At 46.1% G+C, this 21,542-nt stretch carries 18 protein-coding genes; 13 read left to right on the top strand and 5 right to left on the bottom strand.

Annotated features, from left to right (window positions below):
* Positions 1-2: 2 nt before the first annotated feature.
* Together NB463_RS05745 and NB463_RS05740 are read right to left on the bottom strand one after the other, a co-directional pair.
* Positions 3-1,046: an ABC transporter permease gene (locus NB463_RS05745; protein ID WP_006741815.1), complete on the bottom strand. Its 1,044-nt coding sequence runs from the start codon at positions 1,044-1,046 to the stop codon at positions 3-5.
* 1 nt (position 1,047) lies between these two features.
* On the bottom strand, positions 1,048-2,073 hold the full coding sequence (locus NB463_RS05740) for an ABC transporter permease subunit (protein WP_005394935.1): 1,026 nt from the start codon (positions 2,071-2,073) through the stop codon (positions 1,048-1,050).
* An 820-nt stretch (positions 2,074-2,893) separates the two neighbouring features.
* Between NB463_RS05740 and NB463_RS05735 the strand changes: the two genes are divergently transcribed.
* The 13 genes from NB463_RS05735 (at position 2,894) to NB463_RS05675 (ending at position 18,744) form a co-directional block, all read left to right on the top strand.
* Entirely contained in the window at positions 2,894-5,494 is a 2,601-nt protein-coding gene (locus tag NB463_RS05735; protein ID WP_258430413.1) for a TonB-dependent receptor plug domain-containing protein, read from the top strand.
* 65 nt (positions 5,495-5,559) lie between these two features.
* A complete protein-coding gene (locus NB463_RS05730) occupies positions 5,560-6,324 on the top strand; it encodes a DUF3450 domain-containing protein (RefSeq protein WP_104971145.1) in 765 nt (254 codons plus the stop codon).
* A 3-nt stretch (positions 6,325-6,327) separates the two neighbouring features.
* The gene (locus NB463_RS05725) at positions 6,328-7,689 is read left to right on the top strand and encodes a MotA/TolQ/ExbB proton channel family protein (protein WP_258430415.1); all 1,362 of its coding nucleotides are present in this window, start codon (positions 6,328-6,330) and stop codon (positions 7,687-7,689) included.
* Positions 7,690-7,698: 9 nt separating this feature from the next.
* Positions 7,699-8,226 carry a MotA/TolQ/ExbB proton channel family protein gene (locus NB463_RS05720; RefSeq protein WP_005379363.1) on the top strand — a complete coding sequence of 176 codons (528 nt, stop codon included), beginning with the start codon at positions 7,699-7,701 and terminating at the stop codon, positions 8,224-8,226.
* Positions 8,227-8,251: 25 nt separating this feature from the next.
* Complete coding sequence (locus NB463_RS05715; protein ID WP_005379359.1) at positions 8,252-8,659, top strand: ExbD/TolR family protein; 408 nt, start codon at positions 8,252-8,254, stop codon at positions 8,657-8,659.
* A gap of 4 nt (positions 8,660-8,663) precedes the next feature.
* Positions 8,664-9,296 carry an energy transducer TonB gene (locus tag NB463_RS05710; protein ID WP_006741809.1) on the top strand — a complete coding sequence of 211 codons (633 nt, stop codon included), beginning with the start codon at positions 8,664-8,666 and terminating at the stop codon, positions 9,294-9,296.
* Positions 9,297-9,305: 9 nt separating this feature from the next.
* The gene (locus NB463_RS05705; protein WP_258430418.1) at positions 9,306-10,529 is read left to right on the top strand and encodes a tetratricopeptide repeat protein; all 1,224 of its coding nucleotides are present in this window, start codon (positions 9,306-9,308) and stop codon (positions 10,527-10,529) included.
* A 285-nt stretch (positions 10,530-10,814) separates the two neighbouring features.
* On the top strand, positions 10,815-11,438 hold the full coding sequence (gene gmk, locus NB463_RS05700) for a guanylate kinase (RefSeq protein WP_005394946.1): 624 nt from the start codon (positions 10,815-10,817) through the stop codon (positions 11,436-11,438).
* Positions 11,439-11,619: 181 nt separating this feature from the next.
* Positions 11,620-11,892, top strand: a complete 273-nt coding sequence (gene rpoZ, locus NB463_RS05695; protein ID WP_005379346.1) for a DNA-directed RNA polymerase subunit omega — start codon at positions 11,620-11,622, stop codon at positions 11,890-11,892.
* Positions 11,893-11,931: 39 nt separating this feature from the next.
* The gene (gene spoT, locus NB463_RS05690) at positions 11,932-14,052 is read left to right on the top strand and encodes a bifunctional GTP diphosphokinase/guanosine-3',5'-bis pyrophosphate 3'-pyrophosphohydrolase (RefSeq protein WP_005394948.1); all 2,121 of its coding nucleotides are present in this window, start codon (positions 11,932-11,934) and stop codon (positions 14,050-14,052) included.
* A 52-nt stretch (positions 14,053-14,104) separates the two neighbouring features.
* Positions 14,105-14,788 (top strand): tRNA (guanosine(18)-2'-O)-methyltransferase TrmH, encoded by a 684-nt coding sequence (gene trmH, locus NB463_RS05685; RefSeq protein ID WP_258430421.1) that lies wholly within the window; start codon positions 14,105-14,107, stop codon positions 14,786-14,788.
* Between the two features lie 252 nt (positions 14,789-15,040).
* Positions 15,041-17,122 carry an ATP-dependent DNA helicase RecG gene (gene recG / locus NB463_RS05680; protein ID WP_258430422.1) on the top strand — a complete coding sequence of 694 codons (2,082 nt, stop codon included), beginning with the start codon at positions 15,041-15,043 and terminating at the stop codon, positions 17,120-17,122.
* A 233-nt stretch (positions 17,123-17,355) separates the two neighbouring features.
* A complete protein-coding gene (locus tag NB463_RS05675; protein WP_047009401.1) occupies positions 17,356-18,744 on the top strand; it encodes a uracil-xanthine permease family protein in 1,389 nt (462 codons plus the stop codon).
* Positions 18,745-18,817: 73 nt separating this feature from the next.
* Here NB463_RS05675 and envZ read toward each other — a convergent pair whose 3' ends face one another.
* The 3 genes from envZ to NB463_RS05660 form a co-directional block, all read right to left on the bottom strand.
* Positions 18,818-20,110, bottom strand: a complete 1,293-nt coding sequence (gene envZ, locus NB463_RS05670) for a two-component system sensor histidine kinase EnvZ (protein WP_047009400.1) — start codon at positions 20,108-20,110, stop codon at positions 18,818-18,820.
* A gap of 102 nt (positions 20,111-20,212) precedes the next feature.
* Entirely contained in the window at positions 20,213-20,932 is a 720-nt protein-coding gene (gene ompR / locus NB463_RS05665; protein ID WP_005394960.1) for an osmolarity response regulator transcription factor OmpR, read from the bottom strand.
* A gap of 129 nt (positions 20,933-21,061) precedes the next feature.
* Positions 21,062-21,457 (bottom strand): DUF1090 domain-containing protein, encoded by a 396-nt coding sequence (locus NB463_RS05660; protein WP_085343388.1) that lies wholly within the window; start codon positions 21,455-21,457, stop codon positions 21,062-21,064.
* Positions 21,458-21,542: the final 85 nt, after the last annotated feature.

Below are 21,542 nucleotides of genomic sequence, written 5' to 3'. Positions count from 1 at the left end.
GCTTAAACATAGCGTGTGAATTTTTTCGGGTCGAAGGCCGCTCGAATGGCTTCACCAATAAAGGTCACCATTACCAACACGAGTACAATTGACGTCACCACTGAGGCAACAATCCATGGCGAGTCTAGGTTAGATTTACCTTGTTGTAGCAGTTCCCCCCAACTTGGCGTTGGTGGCATCAGACCTAAACCTAGATAATCCAAAGCGGTCAGCGCAGTGATGTTTGCTGCAATAGTGAACGGCGCCAATGTCACAATCATTACCATCGTATTCGGTAGGATGTGATTAAACAAAATACGTCCCGTCGATGCCCCTAAAGCACGTGCCGCCATTACGTATTCTCGTGCCGCTTCTTTATAAGTCATGGTCCGCATGTACCATGTCATGCCCATCCAGGTGAAAAGCACGTTAATAGCGACAAAGAGAGCGAACGTCGGTTGAACGATTGAGACAAGAATCATAATGACGTACAAAAACGGCACCATTGACCAGATTTCGATAAGTCGCTGTACAAACAAGTCAAATTTACCGCCCCAAAAACCCATAGCACAACCAACTGCGGTACCAATCGCGTAGGAAATTGCCATAGTGAGCAACGCAAATCCCATTGCCGTTCTAAAGCCGTAGACAAGTCGCGCCAAAATATCGCGACCTATCACATCTGTACCTAAATAATGCTTGTTTTCGGCACTAGGCGCTGTTGGCGGGAAATCACCACTAAAATCTTGTTCATATGGGTTCCATGGCACAAGCGGCAAAATAACAAAGTTGTCGCCCCCTTCGGCCTCAAACGCTTTTTGCAGCACGCGATAATCCGCTTCGCTGGATGACTCTTGGCCGAATTCACTGCCTAAACGGACATCACTGACAACAGGAAAATAGTAGCTACCATCGTACTTGACGACTAGCGCTTTACTATTAATCAGAAGTTCAGCAAAGAGCGACAGGATCAGCATGATTGAGAGAATGACAAACGACCAATAACCTCGTTTGATCTCTTTAAAGTGGCGAATTTTCTTTTGAGTTAATGGACTAACTTTAATCATGTTACGCTCCAAACTTCACACGTGGGTCGACTAAAGCAACACAAATATCTGAAATAATGTTACCAATAAGCAGCAACAGCGCATTAATGGCGACAATACCCATAACAACAGGGTAGTCACGCTCCATGATTGATTCGTAACCCAATAAACCAATGCCATCAATATTGAAGATAACTTCAATCAGGAAGGCACCAGTCATGAAGAACAACAAAGAGTTACCAAAGTGACTCGCGATTGGGATTAAGCTGTTACGCAACGCGTGCTTACGAACCGCCTTTTTGAAAGGTAAGCCCTTCGCGATAGCTGTACGGATATAGTCTGAAGAAAGGTTTTCCATCAGGTTGTTTTTCATCGTCATTGTCAGTGTTGCAAAGTCGCCAATGAGGTAACAGATTAAAGGCAACACCGCGTGCCACATGATGTCCTTGGCGCGTTCAAAGAAAGTTTCGTAATCGTCGAAGTCATCGCCGACAAAGCCTCCCATCGGAAACCATTCCAAGTGATAACTAAATAGCGTGATGAGCAATACACCCACCACATAGCCAGGCAAGGCATAGCCCACAAAGATGAGTATTGAAGAAGCGGAATCAAACACAGAGCCGTGCTTGAGCGCCTTGTAATAACCAAGAGGGATCGAGATAAAATAACTGATAAAAAAGGTCATGCCGCCATAAAATAACGACACAGGTAAACGCTCTGCAATCATGTCAGAGACAGGCTCGTAGTAACGTGTTGACTCACCAAGGTCTAGCACGACCAAGCGACTTAGCCACTCCACATACGCTTCTGTCACTGGCTTATCCAGACCGTAAAACGCATTTAGCTCAGCGATTTGATCATCAGAAAGGGCGGTATTGCCACCAGCAGACGTCATTGATGCGGCACCATCCCCTTGAGACTGCATTTGTGACAACATGCGTTCAACAGGTCCGCCCGGCACGAAACGAGTGATAGCAAAGATAAGAATAGTTATCCCGAGAAACGTTGGTATCACCAACGCCAAACGGCGTAAAAAGTACGACAGCATATACAACTTGCTCCTTGTCTACTGTCCAGTTCAGGCGGAGTGAAAGAGGAAGTTCCCCGCCCAAAGTGGTGCATATTTATCTCGTAGTAACTAAAACTGTTGAAACACACTCCCTGCGTTTCAAGAACCAGACTTTTCTACTACTGCAATAATTTCAGCGTCATATTTATCTTGAATCCACATCAGCTTCAAGTGTTTGAAACCAAAACATGACAAACTTCCTCCGAAGTCGAAAAACAGAAATGTTTTTGTAAAAAATTATAAAAAACCACAAAAATAATTCACACAGAATATCAATCTAGGCTGTTTAGAGCCAAAACCCTACATAAAAATGCAAATACATGGAATAAATAGACATATCCACCACATGTATATTTGACCTAAAAATACGAGTGAGCCCTTTTACAGCAATGGGTATCATATTTTGATACCACCCTATAAGTTCGAGTCACCAAAGTATGGATTCGATATAAAACTCATCTCAGAACAATTCACTGGAAAAATATCTTTTTTCAGATTCAATTACCCACTAAAAAACCATAGGCAAGATAAGTCATTAAAGTTTATAAGAAACACAAAATACGGTGTTTTATTGAAATTTGATGTCGCCTTGGTAAGGCTATTTAGTTTTTTATTCCGCGTTTTAAACCAACCCTGGTTATTTACATCTTTTTTACATTTAAGCATCCCCGTTTACCACTGGTTTGACTTCCTTTTTTCATCTCGGTTATACATTGGCCGAACGTTAACGAAATATTAACGTCACAATTGGCCGCTATGCGGCCAGACATAGGAAATAATAATAATCGGAGCAACAAGGATGTATAAAAACACAACCGCTTTATCTGTTGCGATAAGCCTTGCGTTGGGGGCAGCAGCAGTCGTATCCCCAGCATCAGCACTGGCAGAAGAGCAACAAGTTGAAAAACTTCAAAAGATGAAAGTTACTGGTTCGCGTATCTCCACGACGGATATGGAAGGTCCTTCACCAGTTACTGTTATTAATAGTAAAGATATTGAATCTAAAGGTTTTAACAGCGCGCAAGACGTGCTGAACAGTTTGACTCAAAACACCGGTGGTGTAATGGCTCAAACGAACTCTTTCTCATTCACACCTGCAGCACAGTCAGTCAACTTACGTGGTCTTGGCGCTTCACGCACATTGATTCTTATCGATGGTCGTCGCCTTCCTCAATACCCACTGGCTCAAGATGGCACATCTAACTTCCAAGACATTGGTCAAATCCCTGTTGCCGCTATCGAGCGTGTTGAAGTAATGACTGATTCAGGTTCCGCTATCTACGGCTCCGACGCGATCGGCGGTGTCGTAAACTTCATTTTAAAGAAAGACTTTGATGGCGTTTCTGTAAAAGTACGTGCGGGTGACGCAACAGATGGTGGCTACCAAAATGGCCGTTTAGACGTTGTTGCAGGTAAAGATTTTGACGATAAACGTATTCTCTTCGTTGGCCAATTTGCGGGCAACGAAATGCTTAAACAATCTGACCGAGATGATTGGGCTGGCGATGACGGTTCAAGCCGTTCTCAGCTAAGTGGTTACTCTAGCTACGGTGCAAACTTTGAAGGCGCAAACGGAACACTTCTAACACCCGCTGATGCTGGTTCTTCATGTAAAGAAGTCGTTGGTGATGCCGCTATTGAACGAGCGGATGGCAAGTGTGGTGTTAACCGCTCTGCATACCGAACGTTGAAACCAGAGAACAAACAAGTAGACCTGCTTTTACGCGGTGAAATGGACATTAACGACAATGTTACTGCCATGGCAGAAGCGCGCTTTGGCTATAAGTCTACAGAATCTGAATTCGAACCTAACCCATACAGTGTCGAAGTTGATGCCACTCACTTCCGCGGCGAAGGTGAATACACTCGCCGTATGGTCGAATTTGGCCCACGCGAAAGTAACACTGAAGCCGATTCTTTTGGCTTAACCTTAGGCTTGAACGGCCTGCTTGCTGATACGTATGATTGGGACCTATCAGCTGGTTACTCAGAGCAAAGCGTTGAAACAAGCAACCCAGCAATCTACCTAACTCTTGATCAAGCCGTACAAAATGGCGATGTCGATCTTCTAGGGCCTATCTCTCAAGACGTTGTAAACAAATACAGCGGCACATCAAGCAAAGAAGCCTACTCAAAGCTTTACTCTGTTAACGGCTCACTGGCCGGTGATTTGGTTGAACTGCCTGCTGGTATGTCTGGCTTTGCTGTTTATGGTGAATGGAACCGTACTGACTACAACGAAACGATTGATGCGACAACAGCGGCTGGTGGTTTCTCTGGTCTAGGCGGAACATCAGGTGGCGGTGACCGTGATCAGATTGGTCTTGGTGTCGAAGCCCTAATTCCTATCATTGAAGATTTGGAAATGACTGTCGCTGGTCGTTATGACCACTACTTCGACGACTCGGCAACAGGCGGAGCCTTCACTCCTAAAGTAGCACTAGCATACCGTCCTACTGACACTCTATTGCTTCGTGGTAGCTACGGTCTAGGTTTCCGAGCTCCTGACTTGAAACGACTATTTGGTGATCAAACTCGAGGCTTTGGTTCTGGTTTTGACCCTGTGCTTTGTGCCAACGCTGGTGGTAGCGGCCCACAAGATAAAGATAAGTACCCAGAGTGTGATACTCAATACTTCGATACGCTTAACGGCCCTAACTCTGAGCTGAAAGAAGAAACAAGTACAAACATTAACCTGGGTCTAGCGTGGGAACCTGTGGATGACCTTGGCGTAACCGTTGACTGGTACCACATCAAGATGGAAGACGTCGTAACAGCACCAACTTACCAAGACGTAATTAACGATCCAGGTAAATACCCAGGCACAGAAGTAGTTCGTAATACAGACGGTACAATCAAGTCCGTATCTTACGGCCCAGTCAACCAGTCATATGAAGAGCGTTCTGGTGTTGACCTTGCTGTGAAATATGCTTACGACACTAATGAGTTCGGTTCATTCAATACGCGCGTAGCTGTAACTAAGATCTTGATTGCTGAATATCAAGAAAACGACAGTGAGCCAGTAACGGATGAAAGAGATTTCATGCCTGAATACACCGCAACGTTAAACCTTGGCTGGGCATATGAAGATGTCGCTATCAACCTATTTGGTAAATACCGTGACCGTATGTGTTCAAGCTATGCGAACCGTTACTACTTTGATGACTGTGACTCTGCTAAGAAAGCAGGTTACAAAGCAGAAATCGCTAGCATGACAACATGGAATCTAACGGCTTCTTACCAATTCAACGAGAGTGGTCGTGTAACTCTTGGTGCTATCAACATGTTTGACAAGGTACCGCCTGCCGATCCTCTAAATGATACCTCTCCATTCTATGCAACTGGATATGACGATCCAATCGGCCGTCAGCTTTACATCGAGGCATCATACGACTTCTAAAAAATATTTGGCGCGGGCTTTCCGCGCCCTTTTCGACTGACTAAAACACTGACAAGGATGCAACCATGAAATTCAAGGAATTTGGTCTCAGTGCCATAGCTGCAGCATTGCTTACTATCAGTAGTAGCTCTGTAGCGGCCAACTCTGGTGCTGTCGTTTCCACACAAGCAAAAGCAAATCAATCTTCAGAAGCTTCGCAACAAAAAATCGACAACTATGCCGAAAGCACTGAAGGCATGTTGGCAGAATACAAAGGCTTACTTCGTCAAATCGACAGTATGAAAGTCTACAACGAGCAAATTAACCGTATGGTTCAATCGCAGCAAGGCGAGTTGGACTCATTAAATAACCAAATTGCTCAAATCGATCAAACGGCAACAGAAGTGGTGCCACTTACATTAAAAATGATCGATGCACTCGACGAATTTGTGACTCTCGATCTGCCTTTCCAGAAAAAAGAGCGTAATAAACGTGTCCAAGAACTGCGTCGTCTCATGGATCGCGCCGACGTAACAACTTCAGAGAAATTCCGTAAAGTGATGGAAGCGTACCAAATTGAAGAAGGCTTCTCTCGCTCAATCGAATCTTACAAAGCTAGCCTAGACCGAAATGGTGAAACCGTGACTTACGATTTCCTACGTATTGGTCGCACAGCACTTCTATTCCAATCTCCAGACGGTGGTGAGACAGGTATGTGGAACCAACAAACACGTCAATGGGAAACATTACCAGAAAGCTACCGCATCGCGGTACAGCAAGGCCTTCGTATCGCGAAGAAGCAAGCGCCACCAGCGCTAATCAAACTGCCTGTATTTGCTGGGGAGGAATAAGAGATGAAAGGATTCAAAACTCTAGCCGCTGGCCTACTAGCGAGCTTATTTATGGTTTCTGGCGTACAAGCAGAAGCGCCTAAAAACTTATCTGAACTACTTAAAAACGTAAAATCAGAAAGCATCGTTGAGTCGAAAGAGAACAAAGCCCGTGAAGCTGAGTTCAAGAACAATCGCAATAAGCAAGCGGCATTATTGCAACAAGCTCGCGAAGAGTTAGCTGCGCAGCAAGCTCTGGGCGATCAACTTAAAGCAACATTTGATGAAAACGATAAGCAGCTAACTGAACTAACAGAAACCCTACGTGTTCGCTCTGGTACTTTGGGCGAAATGTTTGGTGTGGTCCGCCAGTATGCGGGAGAGTTTAAGGGCTTATTTGCAGCCTCTCAAAACGCTGTTCAGTTCCCAGAGCGTGACGCTCTACTAACGAAACTGGCTGAAAGTAAAGAACTGCCGTCAACACAAGAGCTAGAAGCTTTCTGGCATACCATTCTTCAACAAGTGGTTGCTTCTGGCGAAACTGCAACAACCCAAGCAACGGTTGTTTATGGTGAAGGTAAAGAAGCGGTTCGCGATGTCACTCTTGTCGGTGAGTTTAACGCGATTGCCGATGGTAAGTACGTCACTTATGTACCTCAAACAGGTAAGTTCGAAGAACTTTCTCGACAGCCTCGCACCAATATTACACGTCATGTTGCAGGCTTTGAGTCAGCATCAAACAGCTATGAGCCATTGTTTATTGACCCATCCCGTGGGGTCATTCTGTCTCTACTTGTACAAAGCCCTACCGTTCAAGAACGTATTGATCAAGGTGGCATTGTAGGTTACGTCATCCTTGGTATGGGTGCAGTTGGCGCTATCATTGCTCTTGTTTGCTTCCTACGCCTTCAAGTGATTGGCGGTAAAATGCGTAAGCAAGCGAAATCAGAAACCGTGATTCCTGGTAACCCATTGGGTGAAGTTATCCAGGCTTACCAAGAGCACAAAGGTGACAACCTTGAAGATCTGGAAGCGAAGCTGGACGAAATCATTCTACGTAATGCTCCAAGCATTGAACGCTTCATCAGCTCAATCAAGCTATTTGCTTCTGTAGCGCCTCTACTTGGTCTACTGGGTACGGTAATGGGTATGATCGGCACATTCCAAGCCATTACTCTGTTCGGTACCGGCGATCCTAAACTGATGGCTGGCGGTATTTCTGAAGCTCTTGTTACCACTATGCTAGGTCTGGTTGTCGCAATTCCATTGCTGTTCCTTTACACCATCGTACACAGCAAAGGTCGTCGTTTGGTTCAAACTCTTGAAGAACAGAGTGCAGGCTTCATCGCTCGCTATCAGGAAAAACTGCATAAAGCCGAAAGCTAAGGAGGCGTTATGTGGTGGTTAGTTGGAGAACTTGAATCAATTAGGCGCTTCTTGGGAATGGGTGGCGATGTACTCGTCGCCATCTTCATCCTCAGCTTTATGCTGTGGGCAGTATTGTTAGAACGTTGGTTCTATTTTGCTGCCGTCGCTCCAAAAGCCATGAAAAAAGCCGTTGGCTCATGGCAAGGGCGCTCAGAGCATCAAAGTTGGAACGCTAAGATGATCCGACAAGAAATCGTTTCTCGTCAGGATATTGAGAATAAAAAGGGACTACCAATCGTGAAAGTACTGATTGCACTTTGTCCCCTACTGGGTCTACTCGGCACCGTTGTCGGCATGATCCAAGTATTCGACATATTAGCGGTAACAGGAACAGGAAGCCCTCGAGCAATGGCCTCGGGGATCTCAAAGGCAACAATCCCAACTTTAGCCGGGATGGTGGCTTCTCTATCAGGACTGTTCTTTAGTTCACGTCTTGATCATTTAGCCAAAGTCACAACGCAAAAGCTGGAAGATAAGCTAAAGCATATTGCCTGAGTAAATGGAATTAGAGGTATAGGTCATGAAAAGACGCTATAGCAGTGATAGCAGTGATGAAACCGCTATCGATATGACACCGATGCTCGACATCGTATTTATCATGTTGATCTTCTTTATCGTAACAACATCGTTCGTAAAAGAAGCAGGTCTGGAAGTAAACCGTCCGACGGCAAGCTCAGCGCAAACCGTTAAGAAAGGTAACATCATGGTCGCAGTTGGTGCGGCGGGTGATGTTTGGGTTGATAAACGCCGCATCGAAGTGGACGCGGTTCGTGCGAATATTGAACGTCTTCGTGCAGAAAGTCCTGATGGCGCAGTTGTTATCCAAGCCGACACTGAAGCAAATGCTGGCGTAGTCGTGAAGGTTATGGACCAGATCAAAATGGCAGGTGTAGAAAGCATCTCCATTGCCGCAACCAATAAGGATTAAGCTTATGCGGTATCTGGCCTCAATTGCACTGGCGCTCATTGTCTCCCTCGGGTTGTTCTGGGGGATGGACAAGCTAGTAAACAAAGAGCGCCACGAGTTAGTGTCGAATGATGACCTGCGTATGGTCGAGTTTATTCGCATTAAACCAGAAGAAAAAATACAGGAGAAAAAACGCGAACTTCCAAAACCACCACCACCTAAGCGTCCGCCGCCGCCACCAGAAATGAAAGTGACAGCGACAGTAAAACCGGTGATGGAGCAGACCCCAATGGACATGCCAAAACTTGACCTACCCGTAAATGTTACAGGTGGCTCGGTGCTTGGACATTATAGCCAGGGTGGAGGTGCACAATTAGCGGGTAGCGGAGGTCCGACCCCTCTTGCAACATTCCAGCCTCAAATGCCTAGAAAGGCTGCGAAAGCAGGAATTGAAAAAGGGGTTGTCTTACTAGAGTTTACTGTAAATGCACGTGGTGCCGTAGAGGACATCAAAGTTCTTAAAGAGCAACCACGACGCTTAGGCCTCGGTCGAGCGGCAAGAAAAACAGTCTCTAAATGGACATTTAAACCAAAATTGGTTGACGGGAAACCTGTTAGCTCGCGCCTATCGCAAGAAATAGAGTTCTCAACCAATTAAGGAGTCACGATGAAAAGTTTATGGAAAAGCAAAGTGGCTTCTTTAATTCTCTTCGCAGGAGTGGCAATGGCCGCTCCTACGATGGCAAAAGAAGCTCCTCAGTTATCAGATCGGACATTTCGAACCGTCAACAAAGTGCAAGAGTTGATCGCAACTGAAAAATATTCAGCAGCGAAAGAAAAACTAGCAAGCGCTTTAGAAAGCACAAGTTCGAAAAAATACGACCGAGCAGTTTTACTTCAGCAAACGGGCTTTTTGTATTCGCTACAAGACAATTATGTGCAAGCCGCGAAATACTTTGCCGAAGCATTAAAGCTCGATGCGCTTCCCGTTCCAGTCGCTCAACAAGTTCGCTACAGCTTGGCTCAGCTTTACCTAGCTGAAGAGAAGTACACGTTGTCTGTAAAAACGATGAAGGACTGGTTCAAGGTTGCAGAAACAACCAAAGAGAAGCCTCAAGCTCATGCTTATATCACGTTAGCAAGCGCTTATGTCCAGTTGGAAGATTACAGAAATGCAATCCCACCAACCAAAAAAGCAATTGCGATGAGCAAGAGCCCAAGTGAGTCTTGGTACTTAATTCTCGTTGCATCTCACTACGAGTTAGGCCAGCTGAAAAGCGTTGCCAGTGTGCTTAAAACCCTTACTTCAAAGTACCCTCAGAAAAAGCGTTACTGGATGCAACTTTCTGGCGTTTATATGGAGTTGGGTCAAGAGCAAAACTCTTTAGCAACCTTAGAAATGGTTTACAAAATGGGGAAACTGGAAGGAGAGAAAGAGTACTTACGCTTTGTAAACTTCTTAGCTTACCAAGGTATTCCATATAAAGCGGCCAAAACTCTTGAGAAGGAGATGGCATCTGGAAACATTGAAAAGACGAAGGAAAACTATGATCGCTTGGCCAGCTTCTGGCAGCAAGCTAAAGAGCTAGATAAATCGATTCTCGCTTATAAAAAGTCATATAACATCGCTCCTTCTGCTAAAACGCAAATTCAGATTGCTCGCTTAATGGTACAAGACAAGCAGTATTCTGAAGCGACTCGCTTTGTAGAAAACGCGGCATCGAATGCCTCTAAAGAGCAAAAGGCAGAACTTGAATACATTCGCGGAATGGCCTATTTCGAGCTTAAACAGCCACAAAAGGCCTTACAGGCAATGAAAGGCGCGGCTCAATCGCCAAAATTTAGGTCTACCGTTAGCCCTTGGATAAATTTCCTAGAATCCCAAGGATAATTTGAAGATTAAGTGTGAGTCAGTCGCACGCCTGGGGAAGTGAAAGCTTCCCCTTTTTTCGTTTGTTTGTGCGCACGCGAGCTCTTTTCAACATTTAAGTAAGACGAAAAGATCAACTGGTAACAAAATAGAGATCATGATACTCTTCGCCTCCATTTTTCTGGCGGGATTATCACCAATATCCATCCCTTTGGTGGTTGATTTATCATTGCCAGTGCTATCGTTATAAGAATGTCGGACTTTCCTTCGGCACTCAATCAATCCAATCAAAAGTGGAACAGTACAATGGGCAAAGGTACTCTCTATATCGTATCTGCACCTAGCGGCGCAGGTAAATCTAGCTTGATCTCAGCGATGTTGGAACGCAATCCAACCTACGCAATGAAAGTGTCTGTGTCTCATACCACGCGTAACATGCGACCTGGTGAAGAAAATGGTGTCCACTACCATTTTGTAGCGAAAGATGAGTTTGAAGCCCTGATCGCTAAAGGTGATTTCCTAGAATACGCTGAAGTGTTTGGTAATTATTACGGCACCTCTCGTGTGTGGATTGAAGAAACGTTAAATAAAGGTATCGACGTTTTTCTAGATATCGACTGGCAAGGCGCACGCCAAATCCGTGAGCAAATGCCTGAAGCCAAAAGCATCTTCATCCTGCCACCATCAAACGGTGAGCTAGAGCGTCGCTTGAACACTCGTGGTCAAGATAGCGATGAAGTGATCGCAAAACGTATGGCTGAAGCCAAGTCAGAAATCTCTCATTACAGCGAATACGACTACGTGATCGTAAACGACGATTTTGATACCGCTTTGATGGACTTTAAAGCCATCTTGCGTGCAGAGAGATTGAAGGAAGAAAAGCAAGCTGCTAAATATAAAGGTATGCTTGACGCGTTGTTAGCAGAGTAACTTCAAAAAAGTCACGCTGTAAAACATAAAGAATTTCTCGTTTTTTGCTCAGTGCGAAAAACACAATAAACTACCTGAGAAAGTCCACAAACGGTGGCTTGTCTAATTGCTAGTAAATAAAGTAGTTAGGTTGTATACTTTCTCGTCATTCTAAAATTTTAGTTAACTATTTGGAGTCCTCATGGCACGCGTAACTGTTCAAGACGCTGTTGAAAAAGTTGGCAACCGTTTCGACCTAGTACTGATTGCGGCTCGCCGCGCTCGTCAAATGCAAACTGGCGGTAAAGATGCACTAGTGCCAGAAGAGAACGATAAGCCAACGGTTATCGCTCTACGCGAAATCGAAGAAGGTTTAATTACTAAAGAAGTTCTAGACGCTCGTGAACGTCAAGAACAGCAAGAGCAAGAAGCGGCAGAGCTAGCGGCAGTAAGCAGCATCGCTCACAACCGTTAATTCTGACTTTAGAATTCAACAACCTCCCGGGCCTATAATTTGTATCTATTCGATAGCCTCAAAGACGTTGCCCAAGAATACCTAACAGAGCCTCAGATTGAGGCTCTGCGTCAATCTTATGTGGTAGCGAGAGATGCCCATGAAGGGCAAACCCGCTCTAGCGGTGAACCATACATCATCCACCCTGTCGCTGTGGCTCGTATCTTGGCCGAAATGCGCCTTGATATCGAAACCCTCCAAGCTGCTTTGCTGCATGACGTCATTGAAGACTGTGATGTAACTAAAGAAGATCTCGAAGAGAAATTCGGCAACACTGTCGCAGAGTTGGTTGATGGTGTATCTAAACTGGACAAACTCAAATTCCGCGATAGGAAAGAGGCTCAGGCCGAGAACTTTCGTAAGATGGTTCTGGCCATGGTGCAAGATATCCGCGTCATTCTGATCAAACTGGCTGACCGCACGCACAACATGCGTACGCTTGGCGCGCTTCGACCAGATAAAAAGCGTCGTATTGCTCGTGAAACGTTAGAGATTTACGCGCCACTCGCTCATCGTCTTGGTATTCACAATATCAAAACCGAACTCGAAGAGCTGGGCTTTGAAGCGCTATATCCCAACCGCTACCGCGTACTAAAAGAAGTGGTAAAAGCGGCACGCGGCAATCGTAAAGAGATGATCCAACGCATTCACAGCGAAATAGAAGGCCGTCTGCAAGATTTCGGCTTGAATGCTCGCGTCGTTGGTCGTGAGAAAAACCTGTTCTCTATCTACAACAAGATGAAAACCAAAGAACAGCGCTTTCACACCATCATGGATATCTATGCGTTCCGAGTCGTTGTTGATACCGCAGATACTTGTTATCGCGTTTTAGGCCAAGTACACAGCTTGTATAAGCCACGTCCTGGTCGCATGAAAGATTACATCGCGGTACCAAAGGCGAACGGCTACCAATCGCTACACACTTCCATGGTTGGCCCACATGGCGTACCTGTTGAAGTTCAGATCCGTACTGAAGATATGGATCAAATGGCGGACAAAGGTGTCGCGGCACACTGGTCTTACAAAGACAAAGGCGACAAGTCTGGCACCACTGCGCAAGTGAAAGCTCAGCGTTGGATGCAAAGCCTGTTAGAGCTACAACAAAGCGCGGGTAACTCATTCGAATTCATTGAAAACGTAAAATCCGATCTTTTCCCAGATGAGATTTACGTCTTCACACCAAAAGGTCGTATCGTTGAATTGCCTTTAGGCGCAACGGCTGTCGACTTTGCCTATGCCGTACATACCGATGTAGGCAACTCTTGTGTTGGTGCTCGTGTTGATCGTAACCCTTACCCATTGAGTAAGGCATTGAAAAACGGTCAGACGGTGGAAATTATCAGTGCCCCTGGTGCGCGTCCGAATGCGGCATGGCTAAACTATGTCGTGACTTCTCGTGCCCGCACTAAGATTCGACAAGTACTGAAAACGATGCGTCGTGAAGAGTCGATTACTTTAGGTCGTCGCCTACTTAATCACGCACTTGGCCGCCACTCGATTGATTCAATTTATCCAGAAAATATCCAAGAAGTCTTGAATGATCTTCGCCTAGAAAGCATCGATGATTTATTGGCAGCTATTGGATTGGGTGAGTTGATGAGCATTGTGATCGCACGTCGTCTCCTTGGTGATACCGAAGAGCTCACGACAACAAGCTCAATCCCAACGGACTCGAAGAAGAAGCTTCCGATTCGTGGCGCAGAAGGCTTATTGCTGACGTTTGCAAATTGTTGTCATCCAATCCCAGATGATCACATTATTGCTCACGTATCGCCTGGTCGTGGTTTGGTTGTTCACCGAGAAACATGTCCGAACGTTCGTGGTTATCAGAAAGAGCCAGACCGTTATATGGCTGTCGCTTGGTCTGACGACTACGATAAAGAGTTCATTGCTGAACTTAAAGTCGACATGCTTAACAATCAAGGTGCTCTTGCAGAACTGACCAACGTGATCTCGAAAACAGGGTCAAACATTCATGGTCTTTCAACGGAAGAACGTGATGGTCGTTTGTACACTGTGACTGTGCTGTTGACGACGAAAGATCGTGTCCACCTTGCTGGTATCATGCGTAAGATTAAGGCAATGCCTCAAGCAACCCGAGTCAGACGCAGAAAGAACTAACTTCTATCGCCACCTACTCTGTTAGGTGGCGATTTTTTATACCTCAATAAATATGAACCTAGAACGTTACAACCGCATTCACCAAGTCCTAAAAGCTCGCCAAACTGATCTGACACTTTGTCTCGAAGAAGTGCATAAGCCAAACAACGTTTCTGCCGTGATCCGCACCGCTGACGCGACAGGCTTACACAAAGTTCACGCAATTTGGCCAGACAAAATGCGTACGCTGAGCCATACCTCAGCAGGCGCGCGTAACTGGGTTGAAGTGGATACTCACGACTCGATTGAAACTGCGATTACCGAACTCAAAGCGCAAGGTATGCAGGTTTTGGTGACCAATCTTTCGGACACCGCCGTCGATTTTCGCGAGATCGACTACACCAAACCAACGGCAATCATTTTAGGCAGTGAAAAAGTTGGCGCTTCAGAGCAAGCCAAACAACTTGCCGATCAAGACATTATTATCCCGATGGTGGGCATGGTGCAGTCACTAAACGTATCGGTTGCTAGTGCCGTAATTTTGTATGAAGCGCAACGTCAACGTGAAGCCGCAGGCATGTACAACCGAGAAGAAAGCGCTCTACCTAAAGAAGCAATCAACCGTATTCTCTTTGAACGTGGTCACCCAGTGCTGGCAAAAGTCGCGAAACGAAAAGGACTCGCTTACCCGCCACTCGATGACGAAGGCCAAATCATCGCCGATGATGCGTGGTGGCAAGAGATGCAAAGCAAGTAACAGGCTTTCGTCATCCTGAACAGCGACGAAGGAGCGTGATTCAGGATCTAATTCCCGAGTGTGCTGATGCTGATAGTGTTAACTTCAACGACATACTTGTTGGAAATAGATTCCTGATGTCGCTAGGCTCCTCGGAATGACAGGTTATCAGTCAAATCATGACACTAACTAAAGCATGACTATTTTTTCCTGTACAAAAACACAGCTCCATGGTTAACATACTGCTATGTTAACCATTTTCTTGAGCCCTCTATGTCCGCCCAAATGTTATCTGCCGTCCCATTAACCTCCCTTTCTGGGGTTGGCGCGAAAGTCGCAGAAAAACTCGCCAAAGTTGGCTTACATAGCGTTCAAGATTTGCTGTTTCATCTTCCACTGCGCTACGAAGATCGTACCCGTATTTATCCTATTGCTAAACTGCATGCCGGCCTTTGGGCGGCCGTGCAAGGCAAGGTCATGGCTGTCGACACCATCTTCGGTAAGCGCAAAATGCTAACGGTAAAAATCAGCGACGGTAATGGCACTATCACGCTACGCTTTTTCAACTTTACCGCAGCCATGAAGAACAATTTCACGCAAGGTAAGTTAGTACATGCTTACGGTGAAATTAAGCGCGGTGGCGTGGGCTTGGAAATTGTTCATCCTGACTACAAGTTTTACGTCAGCGAGCAAAAGCCCGATGTAGAACAGAACTTAACCCCTGTCTATCCCACTACAGATGGTTTACGCCAAATCACATTGCGCAACCTTACCGAACAAGCTTTAGCCCTGCTTGATAAAACCGCAGTGCAGGAATTACTTCCAGCTGGGTTGTATGACCATCAAATCACGATGTCGCAAGCGCTGCACACCATTCATCGCCCACCACCAACCATTAATTTAGATGAGTTTGACGAAGGCAAACATCCTGCTCAAATCCGCTTAATTATGGAAGAGTTGCTAGCACAGAATCTCTCGATGTTGGCAGTGCGTAGCAAAGGTCAGAAGGATTCAGCACTACCTCTCGGTCCTTGTAATAAACTAAAAACGCAGCTTTTAGCCCAACTGCCTTTCTCTCCTACAAACGCTCAAACCCGAGTAGTACAAGAGATTGAAGCCGATCTAGAAAAACCGCACCCAATGATGCGATTAGTGCAAGGCGATGTGGGATCGGGGAAAACGTTGGTTGCCGCTTTGGCCGCCGTTCATGCCATTGAGCACGGCTATCAGGTGGCACTCATGGCACCAACCGAACTATTGGCTGAGCAACACGCGATCAACTTCGCCAACTGGTTTGAAACAATGGGTATTCAAGTCGGTTGGTTAGCGGGCAAACTCAAAGGTAAAGCAAAGGAAGCCGAGCTGGCTCGCATTGCCAGTGGTGAAGCGCAAATGGTAGTGGGTACTCACGCGCTATTCCAAGAGCACGTTGAATTTCATCACCTTGCTTTGGTCATTATTGATGAACAGCACCGCTTTGGTGTCCATCAGCGATTAGAATTACGTGAAAAAGGTGCAAAGCAAGGCGCTTATCCTCATCAGTTGATCATGACGGCAACGCCTATTCCTCGCACCTTAGCGATGACCGCTTACGCCGACCTGGAAACTTCCGTGATTGACGAACTGCCACCGGGTCGAACGCCGATTCAAACCGTCGCCATTCCTGACACAAAACGTGACGACATCGTCGAGCGTGTCCGAAATGCCTGTTTAAACGAAGGTAAGCAGGCATATTGGGTGTGTACTCTGATTGATGAGTCGGAAGTATTAGAAGCGCAAGCCGCGGCAGATACCGCTGAAGAGCTTCAACGTAAGCTACCGGAAGTAAAAATTGGTCTAGTACACGGCCGAATGAAGCCGGCAGAGAAACAAGCGGTGATGCAAGATTTCAAAGACAATAACCTGCATTTGCTGGTCGCAACGACGGTGATCGAAGTTGGCGTGGATGTGCCAAACTCTAGCTTGATGATCATCGAAAACCCCGAACGTCTTGGTTTGGCACAATTACACCAGCTAAGAGGTCGTGTGGGCCGAGGCTCCGTTGCTAGCCATTGTGTGCTGCTGTACCACTCTCCACTGTCGAAAACCGCGCAAAAACGTCTGGGAGTACTACGTGAAAGTAACGATGGCTTCGTCATCGCACAGAAAGACTTAGAGATTCGTGGCCCGGGCGAACTCTTGGGTACAAAGCAGACTGGTCTTGCTGATTTCAAAATTGCAGACTTAGTTCGAGATCAACGCCTGATTCCCGAAGTTCAGCGTATTGCGCGTCATATTCATGACAATTACCCAACTAACGCAACAGCGATTATCGATCGCTGGTTGGGTGAGCGGGATATTTACTCCAAAGCGTAATGATTGAAAGCGAGCCAAATGGCTCGTTTTTTAATACGCTAAAAACCAAAGCAATCGTTTGCCTTTTAGGTAAATCTCTCTATAATCGCGCACAAATTTTTAAGTGTGTTGCATCACACTCCACCAACCTGAGTTGACTCTGATTAACAGCAATCACAGGTAACGACGTCAACTCCACCCTGCTCTCCCATTCAGCGAGATCTGGGAATATATTGCGACTAGCGAGACAAACAATGACAACTTCAAACCGATCTTCGGAACTGGTTTATCAACTCAATGATCGACCACCTTTGCCTCAAACCATTTTTGCCGCACTTCAGCACTTATTGGCGATGTTCGTCGCGGTTATCACTCCGTCACTGATCATCTGTCAGTCTTTGGGTGTACCAGCAGACCAAACGAATACCATCATCAGCATGTCTTTATTTGCGTCAGGCGTGTCTTCGTTTATTCAAATTCGCACCTTTGGCCCAATTGGCTCTGGTTTACTCTCTGTTCAAGGCACCAGCTTTAACTTTTTAGGCCCTATTATTGGTGCAGGCCTATCGCTTAAAGCAGGTGGTGCAGACATCAGCACCATGATGGCAGCCATTTTTGGTACGATTTTAGTCGCATCATTTGCAGAAATTTTCCTATCTCGCGTATTAGAGCATGCTCGTCGCATTATCACTCCGCTCGTTTCAGGCATTGTCGTCACTCTTATCGGCCTCACACTGATTCAGGTCGGCTTAGTATCAATGGGCGGTGGCTACGCAGCATTAAATGAAGGCACATTCGGCAGCTTAGACAAACTTGCGCTCGCAGGAACGGTACTTGGCTTAATTGTGATATTAAACCGCTCTAAAAACCCATACATCCGTGTGGCTTCGATTGTGATTGCGATGCTAGTAGGCTACATCATGGCGTATTTTATGGGGATGGTAGATACTTCTCAGCTAGGCACAACCGAGCTTGTAGCACTACCGGTACCAATGCAATATGGCTTATCGTTTGACTGGTCACTGTTCATTCCGCTGGTACTGATTTTCTTTATTACCGCACTAGAAGCCATCGGCGATATTACCGCCACATCCGAAGTGTCTGGTGAGCCAGTAAAAGGCCCTGTGTACATGAAACGCATTAAAGGGGGTGTACTAGCAGACGGCTTAAACTCTGCAATCGCAGCCGTGTTTAACAGTTTCCCGAACTCCACCTTTAGCCAGAATAACGGCATCATCATGCTAACAGGGGTCGCGAGCCGTTACGTGGGTTACTTTATTTCTGGCATGTTAGTGATTCTTGGCTTGTTTCCTGGTGTCGCTAGCTTTGTTCAGCTGATTCCTGAGCCAGTACTTGGCGGCGCAACGATTGTCATGTTTGGTACGATTGCTGCCGCTGGTGTGCGTATTATCTCTCGTGTTGAGCTCGATCGCCGCGCAATTCTGATCATGGCCTTATCCTTCTCAATGGGGCTTGGTATCGCGCAAAAACCAGAGATTCTGCAATTCATGCCAGAATTTATTAAGAGTATTTTCTCCACTGGCGTTGCTGCAGGTGGTATCACAGCGATCATTTTAAACCTACTTCTGCCAGAGAAACTGGAAGACGAAGATGAACTTCCTCAAGAAGTGAAAGAGTCTTAATAAGATTGTAGAGAAAAGCAAAGCCCAACCTGTTTAGGTTGGGCTTTTTGTTTTAAATGGTACAGTCACCGACTTACTTGGTAGGAAAGCTGATTTGAGCGATTAAACCGCCTTCACTGCGATTGCGCATCACAACAGAGCCTGAGTGCTGGCTGATTATACGCTTCACTATCGCCAGCCCAAGCCCTGTACCTTCACTGCCGCGAGCTGTATCACCACGCGTAAAGGGTTCAAATAATTTTGCGATTTGAGAATGCTCGATGCCCGGTCCGTTGTCTTCTACCGATATCCACACTAGCTGCTTATCTGCCGTCACACCGGTACTGATTTTGACCCAGCCATTGCCGTAACGCAGTGCATTGACAACTAAATTACTGATCGCCCGTTTAATCGCAATGGCGCTTCCTTTGGCTGGTGGCAGGTTAGGATTAAGATCCGTTTCAATTTCAGCCTCATAACCACCTTCCGAACTGGCGACATCACTGGCAATCGTACTGATATCCACAGGTTCAAACGATTCTTTGTTCACCGGTTTGAGGTAGTCCATAAACTGACTAATGATCTCATTACACTCTTCTGTATCGCTAATGATCCCTTCAGCAAGGTAGCTATCCTCGGGAGACATCATTTCTGTCGCTAAGCGAATGCGCGTCAGCGGTGTTCGCAAGTCATGGCTAATCCCCGCCATTAATAGGGCGCGATCTTCTTCGAGCTCCTGAATGCCTTTGGACATTTGATTAAACGCTCGGGTTACAGAGCGAATCTCCGATGCGCCTTTTTCTGCCAACGGTGGCGGGATTTCACCTCGACCGACGTCTTTCGCGGCTCTCTCTAAAGCCAAAAGTGGGCGATTTTGTAAACGAATAAACAACCAACCACCAGCAATGATCAGCAACGCCATAATCAAGCTGTTACGAAATAGCGGTGCAAAATCTTCTTCTTGCAGCTCAGATAAAGGAATACGAATAATGGAGTTCGGCAACTTTTCGATGTGCATCCACAAGATGTAACTTTCATCACCAAGCAATAAGCGCACTTCGGTGGGCGAACCTAACTCTTGGCTCATTTCTTCAGACATCAAATCAATCGACATCGCGTGATGAAATTCAACCGCTTTATCGCTGTCGAGGCTGTGAACCGTCACCCCCAGCCTTTCTAATAATTGACGTCTCAGCGGTGCATCAGATTTTAATGGCCCTTCATCATCAAGCACCAAATTGAGCTCATGGGCGAGAATTTTATTGAACTGCTGCAAACTCGGCATCAACGCGTAGTTAAAAACGGCGTAGTAAGAGAAAACTTGGCTAGCGAGGAGCAAAGAGATGAACAGCAGAATAGATTGTGTCAGTGAACTTCGGATGCGCATGGAACGTTCCTGGTGGTCCTAATCGCGAAATTTCAGCCTTCGAAGGGAAGGACTTGAAGGCTGAAGTTGCTATAGCCAAGTGCTGGCTATGGAGTGAGGAGATTACACCTCTTTGCCGTCTGGGACGAAAACGTAACCTAACCCCCACACGGTTTGAATGTAGCGTGGCTTGCTTGGATCGTCTTCTAACATGCGACGCAAACGTGAGATTTGCACGTCAATAGAACGTTCCATCGCAGAATATTCACGGCCACGTGCCATGTTCATCAATTTGTCTCGTGACATCGGCTCTCGCGCATTCGTCACGAGCGCTTTCAGGACAGCAAACTCTCCTGAGGTCAGTGGCATTGCCTCGTCACCGCGGAACATCTCGCGAGTGCCTAGATTGAGTCGGAACTCGCCAAACTCCACTACTTTTTCTTCGGTGCTTGGCGCGCCCGGCAACTCTACGGTTTGACGGCGTAATACGGCTTTAATGCGAGCGAGTAATTCACGTGGGTTAAATGGTTTTGGCAAATAATCATCCGCCCCCACTTCCAGACCCACAATGCGGTCCACTTCATCACCTTTCGCGGTGAGCATTAAGATTGGCAGCATGTTGTTTGCATGGCGTAGACGACGACAAATCGACAAACCGTCTTCACCTGGCAACATTAGGTCCAGCACCATTAAGTGAAAGTTTTCGCGCGTTAGTAGGCGATCCATCTGTTCGCCATTGGCGACACTTCGGACCTGAAAACCTTGCTCAGAAAGGTAACGCTCCAATAGAGCACGTAAACGAGCATCGTCATCAACCACTAAAATTTTATGATTTTCTTGCATTGAAACATCCTTTCAGAAGCATCTATTGTCGAAAATGTATCACTGTTTTTCCTAACGTGCTCAAGCAAATTGTTACTCTTTTTATCTTAAGCGCTTTATTTTCTCTCTAGCAGGTATTTTCAGCACCTACTATTGGCCATAATTCCATTCCAGTTCACGTTTGGCCTCAAGTAACTCTTGTTGTGCTTCTGCCAATTTGTGACGTTTTTTCTCGATTTTGTCTGCTTTCCCTGAGCGCTGCGCTTCCGCTAGTTCTTGCTCACGCTCCTCAACGTCTCGCGCCTTTTCGTCCACTTCCGCTTGCAGTTCTTGACGCAGTTCACCTTCCGAACATTCATTCTGGATAGCGGTAAGTGCCTGTTCTAAGCCTTTAATTCGATGTTCATTACCTTGTGCTTTCGCATACTCAAGCTGCTGCTCTACCGCTAACTCTTTGGCGTCACAGCCTTTCACTTCATCTTGAGCAAAAACTGAGAGTGAGAATCCTATTGTTAGTGCAGCACCACACATGACTGCTTTGTTCATTTTACTTCTCCGATAAAGGCACCATGCCTTTGTATCCAATAAGCTGACGTTGAGACTCAAGTCACTTCTAGTGAACTTCAAGAGA

The sequence above is a fragment of the Vibrio sp. RM-41-2B genome (genome assembly GCF_024744415.1).
GTDB classification, from domain to species: domain Bacteria; phylum Pseudomonadota; class Gammaproteobacteria; order Enterobacterales; family Vibrionaceae; genus Vibrio; species Vibrio diabolicus.
This window is presented reverse-complemented; position numbering and strand designations above follow the sequence as displayed.